Origin of the sequence: Pseudomonas sp. GD03858, from assembly GCF_029840925.1 — a bacterium.
Lineage (GTDB): Bacteria > Pseudomonadota > Gammaproteobacteria > Pseudomonadales > Pseudomonadaceae > Aquipseudomonas.
Window position 1 is genome coordinate 1 of record NZ_JAOCDM010000107.1, and the last position, 19,976, is coordinate 19,976.

General features: G+C 66.6%; 19 protein-coding genes. 5 read left to right on the forward strand and 14 right to left on the reverse strand.

Annotated features, from left to right (window positions below):
- The 14 genes from N5D48_RS21375 to gshB form a co-directional block, all read right to left on the reverse strand.
- Window positions 1-610, reverse strand: a 610-nt coding sequence (locus tag N5D48_RS21375) for a TetR/AcrR family transcriptional regulator (protein WP_279887784.1), incomplete at its 3' end; no start/stop codon positions are given.
- Between the two features lie 4 nt (window positions 611-614).
- Window positions 615-2,279 carry a class II poly(R)-hydroxyalkanoic acid synthase gene (gene phaC, locus N5D48_RS21380; protein WP_279887786.1) on the reverse strand — a complete coding sequence of 555 codons (1,665 nt, stop codon included), beginning with the start codon at window positions 2,277-2,279 and terminating at the stop codon, window positions 615-617.
- Window positions 2,280-2,380: 101 nt separating this feature from the next.
- Window positions 2,381-3,232, reverse strand: coding sequence for a poly(3-hydroxyalkanoate) depolymerase (gene phaZ, locus N5D48_RS21385; protein WP_279887788.1), 852 nt, complete (start codon window positions 3,230-3,232; stop codon window positions 2,381-2,383).
- A gap of 64 nt (window positions 3,233-3,296) precedes the next feature.
- The gene (gene phaC, locus N5D48_RS21390) at window positions 3,297-4,976 is read right to left on the reverse strand and encodes a class II poly(R)-hydroxyalkanoic acid synthase (protein WP_279887790.1); all 1,680 of its coding nucleotides are present in this window, start codon (window positions 4,974-4,976) and stop codon (window positions 3,297-3,299) included.
- A 336-nt stretch (window positions 4,977-5,312) separates the two neighbouring features.
- On the reverse strand, window positions 5,313-5,690 hold the full coding sequence (locus tag N5D48_RS21395; protein ID WP_011536058.1) for a DUF971 domain-containing protein: 378 nt from the start codon (window positions 5,688-5,690) through the stop codon (window positions 5,313-5,315).
- Between the two features lie 172 nt (window positions 5,691-5,862).
- A complete protein-coding gene (hslU, locus tag N5D48_RS21400; protein WP_279887792.1) occupies window positions 5,863-7,206 on the reverse strand; it encodes an ATP-dependent protease ATPase subunit HslU in 1,344 nt (447 codons plus the stop codon).
- Between the two features lie 74 nt (window positions 7,207-7,280).
- Entirely contained in the window at window positions 7,281-7,811 is a 531-nt protein-coding gene (gene hslV / locus N5D48_RS21405) for an ATP-dependent protease subunit HslV (RefSeq protein ID WP_054884302.1), read from the reverse strand.
- A 270-nt stretch (window positions 7,812-8,081) separates the two neighbouring features.
- Complete coding sequence (locus tag N5D48_RS21410) at window positions 8,082-9,353, reverse strand: dihydroorotase (protein WP_279887794.1); 1,272 nt, start codon at window positions 9,351-9,353, stop codon at window positions 8,082-8,084.
- On the reverse strand, window positions 9,350-10,354 hold the full coding sequence (locus N5D48_RS21415; protein ID WP_279887796.1) for an aspartate carbamoyltransferase catalytic subunit: 1,005 nt from the start codon (window positions 10,352-10,354) through the stop codon (window positions 9,350-9,352). Before N5D48_RS21415 ends, N5D48_RS21410 begins: the two co-directional genes overlap by 4 nt.
- Window positions 10,355-10,366: 12 nt before the next feature.
- Window positions 10,367-10,885: a bifunctional pyr operon transcriptional regulator/uracil phosphoribosyltransferase PyrR gene (gene pyrR, locus N5D48_RS21420; RefSeq protein ID WP_279887798.1), complete on the reverse strand. Its 519-nt coding sequence runs from the start codon at window positions 10,883-10,885 to the stop codon at window positions 10,367-10,369.
- A gap of 51 nt (window positions 10,886-10,936) precedes the next feature.
- Complete coding sequence (gene ruvX / locus N5D48_RS21425) at window positions 10,937-11,374, reverse strand: Holliday junction resolvase RuvX (protein ID WP_279887800.1); 438 nt, start codon at window positions 11,372-11,374, stop codon at window positions 10,937-10,939.
- Window positions 11,374-11,943, reverse strand: a complete 570-nt coding sequence (locus N5D48_RS21430) for a YqgE/AlgH family protein (RefSeq protein WP_279887802.1) — start codon at window positions 11,941-11,943, stop codon at window positions 11,374-11,376. Before N5D48_RS21430 ends, ruvX begins: the two co-directional genes overlap by 1 nt.
- A gap of 198 nt (window positions 11,944-12,141) precedes the next feature.
- The gene (locus tag N5D48_RS21435; RefSeq protein ID WP_279887804.1) at window positions 12,142-13,041 is read right to left on the reverse strand and encodes an energy transducer TonB; all 900 of its coding nucleotides are present in this window, start codon (window positions 13,039-13,041) and stop codon (window positions 12,142-12,144) included.
- Window positions 13,042-13,223: 182 nt separating this feature from the next.
- Entirely contained in the window at window positions 13,224-14,177 is a 954-nt protein-coding gene (gshB, locus tag N5D48_RS21440; RefSeq protein ID WP_279887806.1) for a glutathione synthase, read from the reverse strand.
- A 253-nt stretch (window positions 14,178-14,430) separates the two neighbouring features.
- Between gshB and pilG the strand changes: the two genes are divergently transcribed.
- The 5 genes from pilG to N5D48_RS21465 all read left to right on the forward strand — a co-directional run.
- Entirely contained in the window at window positions 14,431-14,832 is a 402-nt protein-coding gene (pilG, locus tag N5D48_RS21445) for a twitching motility response regulator PilG (RefSeq protein WP_279887807.1), read from the forward strand.
- Between the two features lie 44 nt (window positions 14,833-14,876).
- Window positions 14,877-15,242 (forward strand): twitching motility response regulator PilH, encoded by a 366-nt coding sequence (pilH, locus tag N5D48_RS21450; protein WP_279887809.1) that lies wholly within the window; start codon window positions 14,877-14,879, stop codon window positions 15,240-15,242.
- Window positions 15,239-15,793 carry a chemotaxis protein CheW gene (locus tag N5D48_RS21455; protein WP_279887810.1) on the forward strand — a complete coding sequence of 185 codons (555 nt, stop codon included), beginning with the start codon at window positions 15,239-15,241 and terminating at the stop codon, window positions 15,791-15,793. The genes pilH and N5D48_RS21455 overlap by 4 nt, the downstream gene beginning before the upstream one ends.
- 63 nt (window positions 15,794-15,856) lie before the next feature.
- Window positions 15,857-17,881: a methyl-accepting chemotaxis protein gene (locus N5D48_RS21460; protein WP_279887812.1), complete on the forward strand. Its 2,025-nt coding sequence runs from the start codon at window positions 15,857-15,859 to the stop codon at window positions 17,879-17,881.
- 11 nt (window positions 17,882-17,892) lie between these two features.
- On the forward strand, window positions 17,893-19,976 hold a 2,084-nt coding region (locus tag N5D48_RS21465; protein ID WP_279887811.1), incomplete at its 3' end, for an Hpt domain-containing protein.

The following is a 19,976-nucleotide window of genomic DNA, read 5'->3' on the forward strand; positions in this document are numbered from 1 at the left end:
CCTCCAGATACCTCATCGCCAACTGCTCCGCCGCCTTGCGCGCTGGCGCCTGCAAGTGTGGCGCCACCAGCATCATCACCTGGTACACCACCACGCCCACGTCGCCCTCGCGCCCCAGCACCCGCTGGTAGTCCAGCGAGCACATCAGTGTCAGGGTGATCTGCTCGACCAGTTGCCCCAGCGCCAGGGTTTCACTGGTTACCTGGCCCTGGCTCTTGAGGCTGGCCAGCAGCGCGGCCAGGGTGCGCTTGAGGGCGTTGATCAGGCTGCGCATGCCCCGGGCCAGCTTGGGCAGGCGCCCGGTCAGGTTGGACAGGTCCTGGAACAGGAAGCGGTACTGGGCCATGCGCTCGACGATCAGGTGCAGGAACAGCCAGTAGTCCTCGGCGTCCAGGCGCACGTCCAGCGGCGGGTCGAGCAGCGGCATCAGCGCCTCTTCGAAGCGCTCGAACAGGCCGATCACCAGCGGCTCCTTGCCGTGGAAGTGGTAGTACAGGTTGCCCGGGCTGATCCCCAGTTCGTTGGCGATCTCCAGGGTCGAGACGTTCGGCTCGCCCTGGCGGTTGAACAGCTGCAAGGCACATTCGAGGATACGGTCGCGGGTCTTCATCCGGTCAGCGCGCCAATACGTAGCTGCCTGGTGCCGGGCCCAGCGCTGGATAGGTGGCGTTGCCCAGTTCCTCGCGTGGCGCCTTCAGCGTGCCGGAGCGCTCGCTGATCCATTCCAGCCACAGCGGCCACCAGCTGCCGTCGCGGCGCCGGGCATCGTGGAACCAGGCCCGTGGGTCGCTGGAGAGCTTGGGGTTTTCCAGGTAGTAGGCCTTGGGGTTGCCGGGCGGGTTGATGATGCTCTGGATATGCCCGCTGTTGGCCAGGACGAAGCGTCGGTCGCCGCCGAGCAGCAGCGCCGAGCGGTAGACCGCGTCCCACGGCGTGATGTGGTCGTTGCTGCCGGCCACGGTGAAACTGTCCAGGCCGACCTGCTTGAGATCGATCGGCGTGCCACACACTTCCAGGCCTTCGGGGAAGGTCAGCGGGTTGAGCTTGAAGAAATCCAGCAGGTCGCCGTGCAGGGCCGCGGGCAGGCGGGTGTTGTCGGCGTTCCAGTAGAGGATGTCGACGGCCGGTGGGGTCTTGCCCATCAGGTAGTTGTTGACCCAGTAGTTCCAGATCAGGTCGTTGGGGCGCATCCAGGCGAAGATCCGCGCCACTTCGCCGCCGTCGAGCACGCCGCGCTGGTACGAGCGGCGCTTGGCCGCCTCGATGGTCTGCTCGTCGGCGAACAGGCTGGCGGGGCTGTCGAACTGGCTGTCGAGCAGGCTCACCAGGTAGGTGGCGCTGCGCACCTTGCGCAGTTGTTTCTTGGCTTGCAGGTGGCCTTGCAGGGCAGCCATGGTCAGGCCGCCGGCGCAGGCGCCCATCAGGTTGGGGTCGCGGTTGCCGCTGATGCTGCGGCAGGCATTGAGCGCTTCCTCCAGGGCCTGCACGTAGCTGGACAGGCCCCACTCGCGGTGGCGGGGATCGGGGTTGCGCCAGCTGACCATGAACACTTGCAGGCCCTGCTTGAGCATGTACTGGACGAAGCTGTTGGTCGGGCCCAGGTCGAAGATGTAGAACTTGTTGATCTGTGGCGGCACCACCAGCAATGGCCGGGAGTACTGTTTCTCGCTCATGGGGCTGTATTGGATCAGCTCCAGCAATTCGTTGCGAAACACCACCGCGCCCGGTGTGGCGGCCAGGTTGCCGCCGACCTCGAAGGCCCGTTCGTCGACCTGGCGTGGCAAGCCGTCGTTGTGGCGCAGGTCGTCGAGCAGGTGGCTGGCGCCACGCAGCAGGCTCAGGCCTCCGGTGTTGAGCAGCTCCTTGACCGCCAGCGGATTGAGCAGCGAGTTGCTGGGGGACAGGGCGTCGCTGACCAGGTTGAACAGGAATTGCGCGCGGGCGCGGTCATCGTCGGCCAGGCTGCTTTGCTCGATCCACAGGCGGGTCTGCTTCTGCCAGGCCAGATAGGCCTGCAGGCCGCGGCGGTAGAACGGGTTCTGGCTCCAGGTCGGGTCGCTGAAGCGGGCGTCGCGTGGGTGGGGCTGGTAGGGGCTGTCTCCGATTAGCACGCGGCCCAGCTGGCCGCCCAGGCTCAACAGGTGGTGGGCGGTATGCAGTGGATTGCGCAGGCCTATCCGGCCGACCTGGCGCAGGGTCGAGATAAGGTCGCGACCGCGCAGGCCGGTGATGGCGTTCTGCACGTTCATGCTGGTGGCGGGCACCGGTTTGTCTTTCATGCCAACACTCCATCGTTTAGCAATCGGGCCGATCGCGGGCAAGTCCGCTCCCACGCTAGGTTTCCTGGGGCCGTGGGAGCGGGCTTGTCCCGCGATCGGCATCAGGTGCGCGCAGCGGGCCGTGGGTGCATGACCGCGCGTTGGCGTTCCTGCTCGAGGAATTTCATGATGATCGGCGCGACGGCCTCGGCCCGGGTGATCAGGAACAGGTGGCCGTCGTCGATTATGTGTAGCTGGGCATTGGGAATTCGCCAGGCCAGCAGGCGCATGTTGATCAAGGGGATCAATGGGTCGTCGTCGCCGGCCAGCACCAGGGTTGGCTGCTGGATCTTGTGCAGCCAGTGGATGCTGGTCCAGCCGAGCCCGGCGAACAGCTGCCAGTAGTAGCCCATCTTGCCGCCGGAGCGCACCTTCGAGGCATGGTGCATGGCCAGGTCCGGGTCGCGGCGAAAGCCGCCGCCGTAGATCAGCGGGGCGATGCGGATCACGTGGGACGGCTGCACATAGCGCCGAGGGCTGGCCATCATCCACAGCACCTTGGGCTTGCCCGGCACCATGACCGCGCCCGCGGCCGTGGCGGCCAGCACCAGCTTCCTGCAGCGCTCTGGGTAGTCGTAGGCGAACTGCTGGGCCAGCGCGCCGCCCCAGGAGACACCGATGACATTGACCTGGCCGTAGTCCAGGTAATCGAGCATGCGCGCGGTGAGCTTGGCCAGCCCGGGGAAGCGGTAGGGGTGACGTGGCGTCGACGAGCCGCCGACCCCGGGGACGTCGAAGGCGATGACCTCCAGGTCCGGGTCCAGCGCCTCGATGAACGGAAACACCAGCTCCAGGTTGGCGCCGATGCCGTTGAAGATCAGCAGCGGCGTCAGGTGGGGCTTGCCCGGGCGGACCGCGGTGCGGATGGACTGGTTGTCCAGCTCGACGGTCCTGAAGATGTACGGTTGCGGCATGCGCGTGACTCTGTGGTGAAGGTAGCGTCGCGACACCTCCGTGGAGGCGTCGCGACGGTTTTGCTCAACGCTCGTGAACGTAGGTGCCAGGCGCCGCCTCGCCTGCGGCGTAGGCGCGATTGCCCAGGCGGTTGGGGGCCTTTTTCAGCTCGCCGGCGCGCTCGCCCAGCCAGGTCTGCCAGTGCAGCCACCAGGAGTCGGCGTGCTTGATCGCGTTCTCCTGCCAGGCCACCGGATCGTCCGGCCGGTCCTCGCCGGTCATGAAGCGCGCCTTGGGGTTGCCCGGCGGGTTGAGGATGCTCTGGATATGGCCGCTGTTGGACAGCACGAACTCGATCTTGCCGCCGAACAGGTGCGCCGAGCGGTAGCAGGATTGCCAAGGGGTGATGTGGTCGGCGGTGCCGGCGACGCTGTAGATATCGCAGTCGACTTTCTTCAGGTCGATGGCGGTGCCGCACACCTCCAGGGCATCGGAGCGGGTCAGCGGGTTGTTCTTGAACATCTCGATCAGGTCGCCGTGGAAGGCGGCCGGCAGGCGCGTGGTGTCGTTGTTCCAGAACAGGATGTCGAACACCGGCGGCTCGTTGCCGAGCAGGTAGTTGTTGACCCAGTAGTTCCAGATCAGGTCGTTGGGACGCATCCAGGCGAACACCTTGGCCATGTCGCTGCCTTCGAGCACGCCGGCCTGGTAGGAGTGGCGCTTGGCGGCCTCGAGGGTCTGTTCGTCGACGAATAGCGCGACCTGGGTGTCGACCGTGGTGTCGAGCACGCTCACCAGCAGGGTGAGGGCGTTGACCTTCTTCTCGCCGAGCGCGGCGTAGTGGCCCACCAGCGCGGTGCAGGTGATGCCGCCGGAGCAGGCACCGAGCATGTTCAGGTCCTTGCTGCCGGTGATCGCCAGCACCGCGTCGACCGCCTCCTTGAGCGCGTCGATGTAGGTCGACAGGCCCCACTCGCGCTGGGCCTTGGTCGGGTTGCGCCAGCTGACGATGAAGGTCTGCTGCTGCGAGCGCAGGCAGAAACGCGCCAGGCTCTTCTCCGGGCTCAGGTCGAACACGTAGAACTTGTTGATCTGCGGCGGCACCACCAGCAGCGGGCGGCTGTGCACCTGTTCGGTGATCGGGCGGTACTGGATCAGCTCCAGCACATCGTTGCGGTACACCACCGAGCCTTCGCTGGTGCCCAGGTTCTTGCCGACCTCGAAGGCCTCCATGTTGACCTGGCTGGGCATGCCGCCATTGTTGACCATGTCCTTGGCCAGGTTGGACAGGCCGTCGAGCAGGCTCTTGCCGCCGGTCTCGAAGAAGCGCTTGACCGCGGCGGGGTTGGAGAGGGTGTTGGTGGGAGCCATGGCCTCGGTCATCAGGTTGATGACGAACTGCCCGCGACTGATGTCCTGCGGCGACAGGTCGCTCTCGGCGATCCAGTCGTTGAGCTCCTTGCGCCAGGCCAGGTAGGTCTGCAGGTAGCGGCGATACAGCGGGTTCTTGCTCCACGCCGGATCGCTGAAGCGACGGTCGTCACCTTCGGGCTGCAGGGCCGACTTGCCCAGCAGCACGTTCTTCAGTTCCAGGCCGAAATGCGCCACGTGCTTGGCGCTGTGCAAGGGCTGGCGAATGGCCTGGCGCAATACCGTGCGCGCCGAGGTCAGCAGATCCTTGCGGCGAATGCCGATGACCGGGTTCAGCCCCAGGGTGTTTTCCGAGGCCTGCCGCTGCAACTCATCGTTGTTCTTGTTACTCATCTACGACGCTCCGTTGTCCTGAGACGAGTACCGGTGTGCTGTGACAGCCCGGTACTGCTACTCGGGTGACCAGTGATAAGGAACAGCGGTGCTGCGACCGGATGCGTGTCGATGATGAGCTGCGGGGGTTTCTGCGTGTGAAGACAACCTGCTTTCGCTCGCGACCTCAACATACCGGCCTGGCCCTGCTTGCTCGAAAAGCGATGCAGGGAACTTGCCAGCTCCATTGGTTACCCGACTTTCATGTAATGCGCAAGACAGCCAGTCTTTGGCGGCCATTGAAGCATTCAAGCAGATGAGATTAGAAAATGCGCTCTAAAGCCTCGGGGGCTTGAGCTAGAGCATCAGTTTCACCACCGATTCGGACGGGTCGCGGGATTTTCCGGCCTTGTGCAGTTCGTCGAGGTACTCGGCCCACAGCTGTTCCTGGCGCAGGCACAATTGCTCGAGGTACTCCCAGGTGAACAATCCGGAGTCATGACCGTCGTCGAAGGTCAGTTTCAGTGCGTACTGGCCTGCCGGTTCCAGGCCGCTGAGGCCGACGTTGATCTTGCCGAATTGCAGGATGGGGTTGCCGTGGCCCTGGACCTCGGCGGACGGCGAATGCACCCGCAGGAACTCGGCGGGCAGGTGGTAGACCTCGCCGGGGGCGTAGGTGAGGGTGAGGGTTTTCGAGGCTTTGTGCAGGTTTATCGCGGTGGGGAGGCGGGCCATGGGCTTGGTCTCAGGGAAGCGGATGGAGCTAGCTTCGAGAGATTCCGGCCAATGTGCAAGGGGGCTGCTGCGCAGCCCAATCGCGACACAAGGCCGCTCCTACAGGGAAACGCGATCCTCTGTAGGAGCGGCCTTGTGTCGCGAAAGGGCCGCGCAGCGGCCCCATGCGGTCTTACAGGATATAGCGCGACAGGTCTTCGTTCTGCGCCAGCTCGCCCAGGTGGCTGTTCACATAGGCGGCGTCGATGTGGATCGGCGTCTCGTCATGGGCGCTAGCCAGGTCACCGGCGCTGAACGACACCTCTTCGAGCAGGCGCTCAAGCAGGGTGTGCAGGCGGCGGGCACCGATGTTCTCGGTCTTTTCGTTGACCTGGAAGGCGATCTCGGCCAGGCGCTTGAGGCCTTCGTCGGCGAACTCGATGTTCAGGCCCTCGGTCTTGAGCAGGGCGCTGTACTGCTCGGTCAGCGAGGCGTGCGGTTCTTTCAGGATGCGCTCGAAGTCTTCCGGAGTCAGGGCCTTGAGCTCGACGCGGATCGGCAGGCGCCCCTGCAGCTCCGGCACCAGGTCGCTCGGCTTGCTCAGGTGGAACGCGCCGGAGGCGATGAACAGGATGTGGTCGGTCTTGACCATGCCCAGCTTGGTGTTGACGGTGCAGCCTTCGATCAGCGGCAGCAGGTCGCGCTGCACGCCTTCGCGCGAGACATCGGCACCGCCGACGTTGCCACGCTTGGCCACCTTGTCGATCTCGTCGATGAACACGATGCCGTGCTGCTCGACCGCTTCCAGGGCCTTGGCCTTGAGCTCTTCCTCGTTGACCAGGCGGCCGGCCTCTTCGTCGCGGACCATCTTCAGGGCGTCCTTGACCTTCAGCTTGCGTGCCTTGCGCTTGCCCTTGCCCATGTTGGCGAACAGGTTCTGCAGCTGGTTGGTCATCTCTTCCATGCCGGGCGGCGCGGCGATCTCGACGCCCATGCTCTCGGCGACCTCGATCTCGATTTCCTTGTCGTCCAGCTGGCCTTCGCGCAGGCGCTTGCGGAACAGCTGGCGGGTGTTGGAGTCGCCGCTGGACTGCTGGGCTTCCTCGCTGAAGCTGCTGACCCGCGCCTGCGGCAGCAGGGCGTCGAGGATGCGGTCTTCGGCGGCGTCTTCGGCGCGGTGGCGCACGCGGACGATTTCCTGCTCGCGGAGCATCTTCAGCGCGGCGTCGGCCAGGTCGCGGATGATCGACTCGACGTCACGGCCGACGTAGCCGACCTCGGTGAACTTGGTCGCCTCGACCTTGATGAACGGCGCGTTGGCCAGCTTGGCCAGGCGGCGGGCGATTTCGGTCTTGCCGACGCCGGTGGGGCCGATCATCAGGATGTTCTTGGGCGTGACTTCGGCACGCAGCTCGGCGGGGAGCTGCATGCGCCGCCAGCGGTTGCGCAGGGCGATGGCGACGGCGCGCTTGGCGTCGTCCTGGCCGATGATGTGGCGGTTGAGTTCGTGGACGATCTCGCGGGGGGTCATGGACATGATGAAAATGGTCCTCGAGCAGGGTGATCAGTGTGGAAAAGTCCCGCTGCGAGCGGGACGCCAGAACAACTGATTCACTCGGCCAGGTCCTGCTCCTCGATGGTCAGGTTGTGGTTGGTGAACACGCAGATGTCGCCGGCGATGTTCAGGGCGGTCTCGGTGATTTCGCGGGCCGAGAGGTCGGTCTTGTTCAGCAGGGCGCGGGCCGCGGCCTGGGCGTAGCCGCCGCCGGAACCCATGGCGATCAGGCCGTCCTCGGGTTCGACCACGTCGCCGTTGCCGGTGATGATCAAGGATGCGTCCTTGTTGGCCACGGCCAGCATGGCCTCCAGGCGGCTCAGGGAGCGGTCGGTGCGCCATTCCTTGGCCAGTTCGACGGCGGCACGCACCAGGTGGCCGGAGTGTTTCTGCAGCTGGGCTTCGAAGCGCTCGAACAGGGTGAAGGCATCGGCGGTGGCACCGGCGAAGCCGGCGATGACCTGGCCGTTGTACAGGCGACGGACCTTTTTGGCGTTGCCTTTCATCACGGTATTGCCGAGGGAAACCTGGCCGTCGCCGCCCATGACGACTTTGCCGTTACGGCGGACAGAAACGATGGTAGTCAAGGGAGAGTCTCCACGCAGCGGGGCGAAAATGCCTGATGCAGACTCATATGGGGGGAGGGGGGAAGGATTTCAACCGGGGGGGATGAATGGTCGATGCTCTCCAGGCCTGCACGCGAACCTTGTAGGAGCGGCCTTGTGTCGCGAAAGGGCTGCGAAGCAGCCCCAGGATCTCGGCATCATGCATGAATTGCTGGGGCCGCTGCGCGGCCCTTTCCGACCGGTCCGGCGCCCCGGCAAGGCCGCTCCTACACAAAGCGGATGTGCGCTTTGTCAGGCCTCGTGGCAGACGTGCCCGTCGACCAAGGTATAACGCACCGCGCCCGGCAGGCAGTGACCGATGAACGGGCAGTTCGCGCCGCGAGAGAACCACTGCTCGCCGGCAACAGTCGACGCTTTCGGATCGAACAGCACCAGGTCCGCCGCGCCGCCCACCTTCAGCTCGCCCGCCGGCAGGCGCATGGCCGCGGCCGGGCCGTGGCTCAGGCGTGCCAGCAGGGTCGGCAGGTCGAGCAGGCCGTCTTCCACCAGGGTCATGGCCAGCGGCAGCAGCAATTCGACGCTGCTGATACCCGGCTCGGTGGCACCGAACGGCGCCAGCTTGGCGTCGCGCTCGTGAGGCTGGTGGTGGCTGGAGATGGCCTGGATCACGCCCGACTTCACGGCCTCGCGCAGGCCGTCGCGGTCGGCGGGCGTGCGCAGCGGCGGTTGCACGTGGTACAGGCTGGAGAAGTCGCGCAGGGCTTCGTCGGTGAGGATCAGCTGGTACAGCGCCACATCGGCGGTGACCGGCAGCCCCAGCTGCTGGGCCTGGGCGATCAGCCGGGCGCCACGGGCGCTGGTGATCTGGCTGAAGTGAGCGCGCACGCCGGTCTGCTCGACCAGCAGCAGGTTGCGCGCCAGGGCCACGGTCTCGGCGCTTTCCGGGATGCCCGGCAGGCCGAGGAAGCTGGCCATCGGGCCTTCGTGGGCCAGGCCGCCCTGGGCCAGGTCACGGTCCTGGGAGTGGAACACCACGGTCAGGTCGAAGGTTGCCGCGTACTCAAGCGCGCGGGCCAGGGTGCGGTTGTTGGGAATCTCTTTCAGGCCATTGCCGAAGGCCACGCAACCGGTGTCGCGCAAGGCCACCAGCTCGGCCAGCTGCTCGCCGTCCAGGCCCTTGGTCAGGGCGCCGATCGGGTAGACCTTGCTGTTGGCCGCCTCGCGGGCGCGGTCGAGAATCAGCTCGGCTACCGCCGAGGTGTCCAGTACAGGCTTGGTCTGCGGCGGGCAGCACAGGCTGGTGACGCCGCCGGCTACCGCTGCGCGGGTTTCGCTGGCGATGTTGCCTTTGCGGCTGTAGCCCGGCTCGCGCAGGGAGACGCCGAGGTCGACCAGGCCCGGAGCGGCCACCAGGCCGTCGGCCTGGATCGTGCGGCTGGCGCTGAAGCCGGCCGGCGCCGCGCCGATGGCGGCAATGCGCCCGCCGTCCAGGTGCAGGTCGGTGATGCGGTCCAGGCCGCTGGCAGGATCGATGACCCGGGCGCCGATGATACTGATGGTCACTGGGCGTTCTCCTGCTCGAATTGACGTTGCGCGGTCTGTCCGCTCATGGCCATGGACAGTACGGCCATGCGCACGGCGATGCCGTAGGTGACCTGGTTGAGGATCACCGAGTGCTGGCCGTCGGCCACCGCCGACTCGATCTCCACGCCACGGTTGATCGGGCCTGGGTGCATGACGATGGCATCGGGCTTGGCCCCGGCCAGGCGCGCGGTGGTCAGGCCGAACAGACGGTAGAACTCGCCTTCGCTGGGCAGCAGGCCGCCGGCCATGCGCTCACGCTGCAGGCGCAGCATGATCACCACGTCGACGTCTTTCAGGCCTTCGGCCAGGTCGGTGTAGACCTTCACCCCGTACTGCTCGATGCCGATCGGAATCAGGGTTTTCGGGCCGATCACGCGGATATCCGGGCAGCCCAGGGCTTTGAGCGCGAGCATGTCCGAGCGGGCCACGCGCGAGTGCAGGATATCGCCGACGATCGCCACCGAGAGGTTCTCGAAGCTGCCCTTGTGCCGACGAATGGTCAGCATGTCGAGCATGCCCTGGGTCGGGTGGGCGTGGCGACCGTCGCCACCGTTGATCACCGCCACGTCCGGGCACACGTGCTCGGCGATGAAGTGGGCGGCGCCGGAGTCGGAGTGGCGCACGACGAACATGTCGGCGGCCATGGCCTCCAGGTTGCGCAGGGTGTCGAACAGGGTCTCGCCCTTGCTGGTCGAGGAGGTCGACACGTTCAGGCTGATCACATCGGCCGACAGGCGTTGGGCGGCCAGTTCGAAGGTGGTGCGGGTACGGGTGGAGTTCTCGAAGAACACGTTGCATACGGTCTTGCCGCGCAGCAACGGGACTTTCTTCACGGCCCGGGCGCCGACTTCGAGGAACGAGTCGGCGGTGTCGAGGATCTCGGTGAGCAGTTCGCGGGGCAAACCGTCGAGCGAGAGGAAGTGGCGCAGCTGGCCCTGGTCATTGAGCTGCAGCGGGCGCTTGGCGTCGAATGGCGTCATCGCGGGGGACTCTTAAAGGGCGGATGCGGAAGCGAGGTCCTGACGCTCGAGGGCGAGCGGCGAAGGTCCGGTCAATTTTACCCGTTCATGGGCGGCCAGCGACAGGGTGGCGCCGAGCACGTTCGGGCGGATCGGCAGTTCGCCGGCATCCAGGTCGAGCAGGCACACCAGGGTCACGCTGGCCGGGCGGCCATAGTCGAACAGTTCGTTGAGGGCGGCACGGATGGTGCGGCCGCTCATCAGCACGTCGTCCACCAGCACCAGGTGCTGGCCTTCGATGTCGAACGGCAGCTCCGAAGGGCGTACCTGCGGGTGCAGGCCGTTCTGGCTGAAGTCGTCGCGGTAGAAGGACACGTCGAGGGTGCCCAGGGGGCTGTCGTCGCCCAGCGCCGCCTGCAGGGCCTGGGCTACCCACACGCCGCCGGTGCGGATGCCGATGAAGCGCGGTTCGACGATGCTGCGGCGGGCCAGGTGGGCGCGAAGGTCGACGGCCATCTGCCGGATCAGGTCGGCGGGATTGGGTAGGCTCATTGCGTGCTCCTTGGAAGGCGGGCGCCGGCGTGGTCCGGCGGCAAAGCGGATTTAAGTGTTGGCCTCCAGCCAGCCTTGCAGCAGCAGGGCGGCGGCGATGGCGTCGACCGGGTTGTCGCGGTAGCTGCCGTGGCGCCCGCCACGGGCCATCTGCTCGCCCTTGGCTTCGAAGGTGGTCAGGCGTTCGTCGTGGGTGTGCACCGGCAGGTTGTAACGACCGTGCAGGCGGCGGGCGAACTTTTCGGCGCGCTCGCTCATCTCGCTGGGCGTGCCGTCCATGTTCAGCGGCAGGCCGACGACGATGGCGTCGGGTTTCCATTCCTTGATCAGCTTCTCGACCTGGTTCCAGTCCGGCACGCCGTTCTGCGCCTTGAGCGTGCACAGCTCGCGGGCCTGGCCGGTGATGACCTGGCCGACGGCGACGCCGATCTGCCGGGTGCCGTAGTCGAAGCCCAGCAGCAGGCGTAGCTCAGGCTGTCGCTCGGCCATCAGGCGTGGCCCGCCTGGCTGGTCAGCAGGCTGAGGTTGATCCCCAGGCTGGCGGCGGCGGCATCGAGGCGCAGGTCGCTGGCCAGGCCGAAGATGATCTCGGGGTCGAACGGGCAGTTGAGCCAGGCATTGTCGGCCAGCTCCGCTTCCAGCTGGCCGGCTTCCCAGCCGGCATAGCCGAGGGTGATCAGGCTCTGTTTCGGCCCCACGCCCGCGGCGATGGCCAGCAGCACGTCCTGCGAGGTGGTCAGCGACAGCCCTTCCAGCGCCACGGTGGCCTGGAAGCTGCACTCGTCGCTGTGCAGCACGAAACCGCGATCGGTCTGCACCGGGCCGCCCTGGTAGATCGGCACGTGCAGGGTGCTGGCCGGCGGCTGTTCGTCCGGGCGCAACTGCTCGAGGATATCGGCCAGGTTCAGCTCCTGCGGGCGATTGACCACCAGGCCCATGGCGCCCTGGGCATTGTGCTCGACGATGTAGGTGAGGGTCTGGGCAAAGTTCGGATCGGCCATGTGCGGCATGGCGATCAGGAACTGGTGCTTGAGGTAGCTGGGGGCGAGGGTTTTCATGAGCGATAGTGTGGCGCCAGGTGGCGAGGCTGACAAGGTGCGCGAGAGGCTGTCGGTGACCCTTGTAGGAGCGGCCTTGTGTCGCGAAAGGGCTGCGTAGCGGCCCCAGGATCTTGGCCTCATGCAGAATCGCCGGGGCTGCTGTGCAGCCCTTTCGCGACACAAGGCCGCTCCTGCAGGGGGCAAGCAAGCCTTGCGTCAATTGCTCGACAGCTTGTCTCCGCGCGCAAAACGCCAGGTACGGATGATCTCCAGCCGGTCGAACTCGGCCAGGTCGCCGGTGAACGGCGCGAACGGCGCGGCCAGGCGCACGATGCGCTGGGCCGCCTGGTCCAGTACCGGCTGTCCGGACGACTCCAGCACCAGCACTTCGTACAGCGAACCGTCGCGATTGATCGACACCATCATGCGCAGGCTGCCGTACATCTGTTGGCGCCGGGCCTCCTCGGGGTAGTTGAGGTTGCCGATGCGCTCGACCTTCTTGCGCCACTCTTCCTTGTACCAGGCACCCTTGTCGCGCATGGTCGAGGCGGCATTGATGCGATGAATGCGCGGGCGCTTGGCGTACAGTTGCTGCTCGTTGGACAGCTCCGCCTCGAGGCTGGCGATCTGGCTGGACAGCTGCGAGCTGTCGAAGTCCGGCACCTTGGTCTCGGGCTTGGGCTGCGGCTTGCTCTCTTTTGGCCTGGGCTCGACCTTCTGTGGCTTCGGCGCCTGGGTGGCGACCACCGACTTGGCCGGGGCCGGCGGTGTTTCCGGCCTGGCGGCCGGTGGCGGGGTGATCTTGTTGATCTTGCTGTCCTGGAACGGCGCCACCTCGGTGGTCTTGGGCAGCGCCTTTTTGTCCAGGGTGCCGCTGCCCTGCTGGTTGTCCTGGGCCTGGAAGTCGGCCTTCTCGGGCGCCTTCTCGCTCTTGAAGGTGGCCAGGGTGATGTCCATGGTGTGACGGATTTCGGCCGGCTTGACCACGCTGAAGCCCACGCCCAGGATCAGCGCCAGGTGCACCAGGGCTGCCAGGAACAGGGTAAAGCCGAGCCGGTCCGCCGGGCGAACGCGCGGTGGCAACAGGTCGGGCGGGATGTCGGCGGGCAGCGTCATCAGGTATCCAAAGGCAGCTTCGAGTCTTACGCCGCAAGCTTCAAGCCTGAAGCTTCAAGCTTCAAGCTTCAAGCTTCAAGCTTCAAGTAAAAGCGGCTAAGTGCAGGCCTGCACGTTCTTGCGGCTTGCAGCTTGCAGCCGCGCATAATACCCCACTGCACGGCATTGCCACCTGTCCTCGGTCAGCGCGCCTGCAGCTTGCGATCAATGGCATCCATCAACTGGCCACCGATATCGGTGTTGTAGGCCGCGTCGATCTCGCGGATGCAGGTCGGGCTGGTGACGTTGATTTCGGTGAGGTGCTCGCCGATCACGTCCAGGCCGACGAACAGCAGGCCCTTCGCGCGCAGCGTCGGACCGACCTGGGCGGCGATCCAGCGGTCGCGCTTGCTCAATGGGCGGGCCTCGCCACGACCGCCGGCGGCCAGGTTGCCACGGGTCTCGCCGCTGGCCGGGATACGCGCCAGGCAGTAGTCCACCGGCTCGCCGTCGATCATCAGGATGCGCTTGTCGCCGTCCTTGATCGCCGGCAGGTAGGCCTGGGCCATGATCTGCTGGGCGCCCAGCGCGGTCAGGGTCTCGAGGATCACCGACAGGTTGGGGTCGCCGGCGCGGTGGCGGAAGATCGAGGTGCCGCCCATGCCGTCCAGCGGCTTGAGGATCACGTCGCCATGCTCGGCGGCGAACTGCCGGATGATGTCCGGGCGGCGGCTGACCAGGGTAGGCGGCGTGCATTGCGGGAACAGCGTGGCGAACAGCTTCTCGTTGCAGTCGCGCAAGCTCTGCGGGCGGTTGACCACCAGCACGCCTTCGGTCTCGGCCTGCTCCAGCAGGTAGGTGCTGTAGACGAACTCCATGTCGAACGGCGGGTCCTTGCGCATCAGGATCACATCCAGCTCGCTCAGCAGGCTGTCCTGCTCCTCGCCCAGTTCGAACCAGCGGGCCGGGTCGGCGAACACCTTGAGCGGGCGCATCCGCGCGCGGGCCTTGCCCTGGCCCTGGTACAGGTCGCGCTGCTCCATGTAGAACAGGTCCCAGCCGCGGGCCTGGGCGGCCAGCAACATGGCCAGCGAACTGTCCTTCTTGTAGGAGATGGACGCGATGGGGTCCATGACAATCCCGAGGCGAACGCTCATGGGGTAGTTCCTCTTGGCGGCCGGTGGCCGCGATGGCACGAAAGAAAAAAGTGGCTCAGGGTGGCGCCGGGCGCGCCCCTGGTCAAGGGGGCGGCGGATGGAATGGCCATCGCGAGTGTGCTAAAAAGGCTCGATCCAGCTGCAAGCCGCAAGCTATAAGCTACAAGAGAGAGGCGTTGCGCACCGATCTGCTTTTCTTGCAGCTTGCAGTTTGCAGCTTGCGGCTTACAGCTCATTCAATGTGGCGCAATTTATGGAACAACCCCTGAAGGTGATGGTGATCGACGATTCCCGCACGATTCGCCGCACCGCCCAGATGTTGCTTGGCGAGGCGGGCTGCGAGGTGATCACCGCCAGTGACGGCTTCGACGCCCTGGTCAAGATCGTCGACCACAAACCCCGGATCATCTTCGTCGATGTGCTCATGCCGCGCCTGGACGGCTACCAGACCTGCGCGGTGATCAAGCACAACAGCGAATTTAAGGACATCCCGGTGATCCTGTTGTCCTCGCGCGATGGCCTGTTCGACAAGGCTCGCGGCCGGGTGGTCGGCTCCGACCAGTTCCTGACCAAACCCTTCAGCAAGGAAGAACTGCTCGATGCGATCCGCGCCCATGTGCCCGGTTTCGCCGCGCAGGACCCACACGCACCCTGACACCGCCCAGCGGCGGCGTCTCACGTTCCTCATGGGGAAACAGCATGGCCCGAGTTCTGATTGTCGACGACTCGCCGACAGAGATGTACCGATTGACCGAATGGCTGGAGAAGCACGGCTATGGGGTACTCAAGGCCGACAACGGTGCCGATGGCGTGGCGCTGGCGCGCCAGGAGAAGCCCGACGCGGTGCTGATGGACATCGTCATGCCCGGCATGAACGGTTTCCAGGCCACCCGCCAGCTGAGCAAGGACCCGGAAACCAGTGCCATTCCGGTGATCGTGGTGACCACCAAGGACCAGGACACCGACCGTATCTGGGCCCAGCGCCAGGGGGCCCGCGATTTCCTGACCAAGCCGGTGGAAGAGGGCGCGCTGATCGCCAAGCTCAAAGAAGTGCTCGGCGCTTGACCACCCGCCCCCAGGGCGCGTCGCTGACCGCCTTCGAGCTGTTGCTGGACATCGACCGGCGCTGCCGCCTGCTGGTGGCCGACCAGCCGCCGCAGGACACGCGCCTGCAACAGTGGAGCGGCATCGGCTTTCGCATCGCCGGGCAATGGTTCGTCGCGCCCATGGGCGAGGTCGCCGAAGTGTTGCGCGAGCCCCGCAGCAGCCGGGTCCCGGGCGTGCAGCCCTGGGTGCGCGGGGTGGCCAACCTGCGCGGGCGGCTGTTGCCGGTGATGGACCTGTGCGCGTTCTTCGGCCTGGGGCCGGCGGCCCCGGGCAAGCAGCGGCGGGTTTTGGTGCTCGACCACGAAGAGCTGTTCGCCGGGCTGCTGGTGGACGAGGTGGTGGGCTTGCAGCATTTCGCCCTGAGCAGCCTCGAACTGTCGCCGCCGCAGCCACTGATCCGTGCCGCGGCGGCGTTCGTGCAAGGGCACTTCCCCCGTGAACGCAACTGGGCGATCTTCAGCCCGTTCGCCCTGGCCCAGGCGCCGGGCTTTCTCGACGTGGCGTTGTAGAGGACTTTCGACGTGAACAAGCCAGGCCCCATCGTTCCCACCGCGACCGTTTCCCCGGCCGCCGTGGCCCAGCGGCCGCGCAGCACGGCGCAGATCACCGTGCTGTTCGTGGTGCTGATCCTGTCGATCATCCTGCTGTTCGCCAACTTCGCCTACCTCAATACCCAGGCCAACCACGACAAACAGTACATCGGCCATGCCGGCGAGCTGCGCGTGCTGTCCCAGCGCATCGCCAAGAATGCCACCGAGGCCGCCGCCGGCAAGGCCCTGGCGTTCAGGTTGCTGAGCGATGCGCGCAACGATTTCGAGCGGCGCTGGAGCTACCTGCGCGAAGGCGACAAGACCACCGGCCTGCCCGCCGCGTCCGCGACCGTGCGCGACGAAATGGACGCGGTGCGCCAGGACTGGGAGAACCTGCGCAAGAACACCGACACCATCCTCGCCAGCGAGCAGACCGTGCTGTCACTGCATCAGGTGGCCGCCACCCTGGCCGAAACCGTGCCGCAGCTGCAGGTGGAGTACGAAAAGGTCGTCGAGATCCTGCTGCAGAGCGGCGCCCCGGCCAGCCAGGTGGCGGTGGCCCAGCGCCAGTTGCTGCTGGCCGAGCGCATCCTCGGCTCGGTCAATACCGTGCTCGCCGGTGATGACAGCTCGGCGCAGGCCGCCGATGCCTTTGGCCGTGATGCCAGCCGCTTCGGCCAGGTGCTCGAAGGCATGCTCGCCGGCAATCCGGCGATCCAGGTGACCCGGGTCGAGGACGCCGACGCTCGGGCCCGCCTGGCCGAGATCGCCGAGCTGTTCCAGTTCGTTGCCGGCTCCGTGGATGAAATCCTCGAGACCTCGCCCGAGTTGCTGCGTGTGCGCGAAGCCGCGAGCAATATCTTCAGCCTTTCGCAGACGTTGCTCGACGAAGCCTCGCACCTGGCCAACGGTTTCGAGAACCTGGCGGGCGGGCGCACCCTGGACACTGTCGGCGGCTACGTGCTCGGCTTGCTGGCGTTGGCCTCGATCATCCTCATCGGGCTGGTGATGGTCCGCGCCACCAGCCGCCAGTTGCGCGAGACCGCCGAGAAGAACGAGCGCAACCAGCAGGCGATCATGCGCTTGCTCGATGAAATCGAAGAGTTGGCCGACGGCGACCTGACGGTCACCGTGTCGGTCACCGAGGACTTCACCGGGGCCATCGCCGACTCGATCAACTATTCGGTCGACCAACTGCGCGACCTGGTGGCCACCATCAACCACAGCGCCGAGCAGGTCGCCGCCGCCGTGCAGGACACGCAGAACACCGCCCGCCAGCTGGCCAAGGCCTCCGAGCACCAGGCCGAGCAGATCAGCGAGGCCTCCGAGGCGGTGGGCGACATGGTCGAGTCGATCGACCGGGTCTCGGCCCATGCCTACGAGTCGGCCAAGGTGGCCGAGCGCTCGGTGACCATCGCCAACAAGGGCAACGAGGTGGTGCACAACACCATCCACGGCATGGACAACATCCGTGAGCAGATCCAGGACACCGCCAAGCGAATCAAGCGCCTGGGCGAGTCTTCCCAGGAAATCGGCGATATCGTCAGCCTGATCGACGACATTGCCGACCAGACCAACATTCTCGCCCTCAACGCGGCGATCCAAGCGTCGCTGGCCGGCGAGGCCGGGCGCGGCTTCGCCGTGGTCGCCGACGAGGTGCAGCGCCTGGCCGAGCGCTCGTCCTCGGCCACCCGGCAGATCGAGGCGTTGGTGCGTACCATCCAGGCCGATACCAACGAGGCGGTGATTTCCATGGAGCAGACCACCGCCGAGGTGGTGCGCGGCGCGCGCCTGGCCCAGGATGCCGGGGTGGCGCTGGCCGAGATCGAAGGCGTGTCGCAGACCATGGCCGAGCTTATCCACAGCATCTCCGATGCCGCCCAGTTGCAGACCTCGTCCGCCGGGCAGATCTCCCACACCATGGCGGTGATCCAGCAGATCACCGCGCAGACCTCCGCCGGCTCCGGCGCCACCGCCGACAGCATCCGCCACCTGGCGCGCATGGCCAGCGAGATGCGCCGCTCGGTGTCCGGCTTCACCTTGCCGAAACCGGCGCAGCGATCGTGAGGGCGCTGGGCGTGACAGCGAGCACGGGGCACCGCGAACGCCACGACACGGTGGCCCTGGCCTGGACCAAGGCACCGATCCTCGATTGCCTGGGCCAGGCGCGCCAGGCCCTGGAGCGCTTTTCGGGCGAGCCGGGCGACGTGTCGATGCTGGCATTTTTCGTCGACAACCTGCATCAGGTCCATGGCTGCCTGCGCATGCTCGAACTGCCGGGCGCCATGCGCCTGGCCGAGGAGCTGGAGCTGCTCGGGCGGGCCATGGTCGACGGCCAGGTCAGCCCTCGCGGCGATTGCCTGGGGGCGTTGTTCCGTGGGTTGGAGCAGTTGCCGCCATACCTCGACCGGCTGCGCGGCGCACGGCACGACCTGCCGCTGGTGGTCATGCCGCTGCTCAACCAGCTGCGCGCCTGCCGGGGCGCCGAGCCGCTGGCCCAGGCCAGCCTGCTGGGCGAGCTCGGGCAGCGCCTGGCGGGGCCGGCGGACCTGGCCAACCTCGATCTTTCCCTGGGCAGCTGGCGCGAGCACATGCAGGCTGGGACCGGGCGTGACGCATTGCGCTCGGTGGTGACGGCGCTGTGCGACGACCTGATGCGGATCAAGGACCGCCTGGATCCGTTCGTCGCCGAGCGCGCGCCGAACGAACCACTGGAAGCCCTGCTCGCGCCCCTGCGGCACGTCGCCGATACCCTGGCGGTGCTCGGTTTCCAGCAGCCGCGGCGGGTGATCATCGATCAGGTCCTGACGTTGCAGGCCCTGGTCGAGCGGGACGGGGCGGTGGATGAGGCGGTGCTGATGGACGTGGCTGGCGCGCTGTTGTACGTCGAGGCGACGCTCAACGGCATGGTCGGCCCGCTGGAAGAGACCGCCCTCGGCAGCCTGCCGGGTTCGGACCTGGCCGATCTGCGCCAGCTGCTGCTCAACGAATGCCTGAACGTGCTGCAACAGGCCAAGGACCTGATCGGCGATTGCCTGGAGTCGGACTGGTCGCGCCAGCGCCTGCAGGCCTTGCCGGGCCTGTTGCAGCAGGTGCGGGGGGCGCTGGCCATGTTGATGCTGGCTGACGCCGCCGAGGTGTTCGGCGGTTGCGCCGGTTACGTGCAGGGCTGGCTGGTTCACCTCGAGGACGAGCCGTCGGCGGACGAACTGGCGTACCTGGCCGATGCGTTGAGCGCAGGCGAAGCCTGGCTGCAGTGGCGGGTGGCCGACCCGTTGGCCGACGCCCAGCGCTTTCTCGACATGGCCCGGGCCAGCCTGGCCGCACTGGGCGTGCAGTGTTCGCGACTGGTCGCCACTGGCGGCCTGGCCGGGGACGAGGTCGATGACGAGCTGCGCGAAGTGTTTCTCGAAGAAGCCGGCGAACTGTTGCCGGAGATCGAGCGCCACTGGCTGCGCTGGCGCGCCGACAATGGCCTGCGCGATGCCCTGGTCGAAGTACGCCGCGCCCTGCACACGCTCAAGGGCAGCGGACGCATGGTCCACGCCGAGGCCTTGGCGGAGCTGGCCTGGGGCGCCGAACACCTGCTCAACCAGGTACTGGAAGGACGTATCGTGCTCAGCTCAGAGGGGTTGGTGGCGTTGCAGCAGGTGTTCGTGCGCCTGCCCGACCTGCTGGCCGACTTCGCCGCCGGCCAGCTGCCGGCCAGCGCGGAAACCGAACAGTTGGCAGGCCACCTGCATGCCCTGGCGCTCAATGACGCGCCGGCCAGCGCCCGCGTCGATGGGCTCGACCCGCAGTTGCTGGAGATCTTCCGCAACGAGGCCCAGACCCACCTTGCCGGGCTCGATGCCTTCCTGCGCAGCGCCGATCCCCAGGGCGCGCCGGTCAGCGACAGCCTGCAGCGCGCCTTGCACACGCTCAAGGGCAGCGCGGCCATGGCCGGGGTGATGCCGGTGGCGGAACTGGCCACAGCGCTTGACCGACTGGTGCGTGAGTACAAAGGGCATCAGTTGCCCCTGAAGCTGGCCGAAATCGAACTGCTGGAGGCTGCGCGGGCGTTGTTCCACCTGGGGCTGACGCAGCTGGACAGCACGCCGCTGGCCGCCATCGCGGGGGCGGCGCAGCTGATCGAGCAGGTCGGGTTGACGGTCGATGCCAG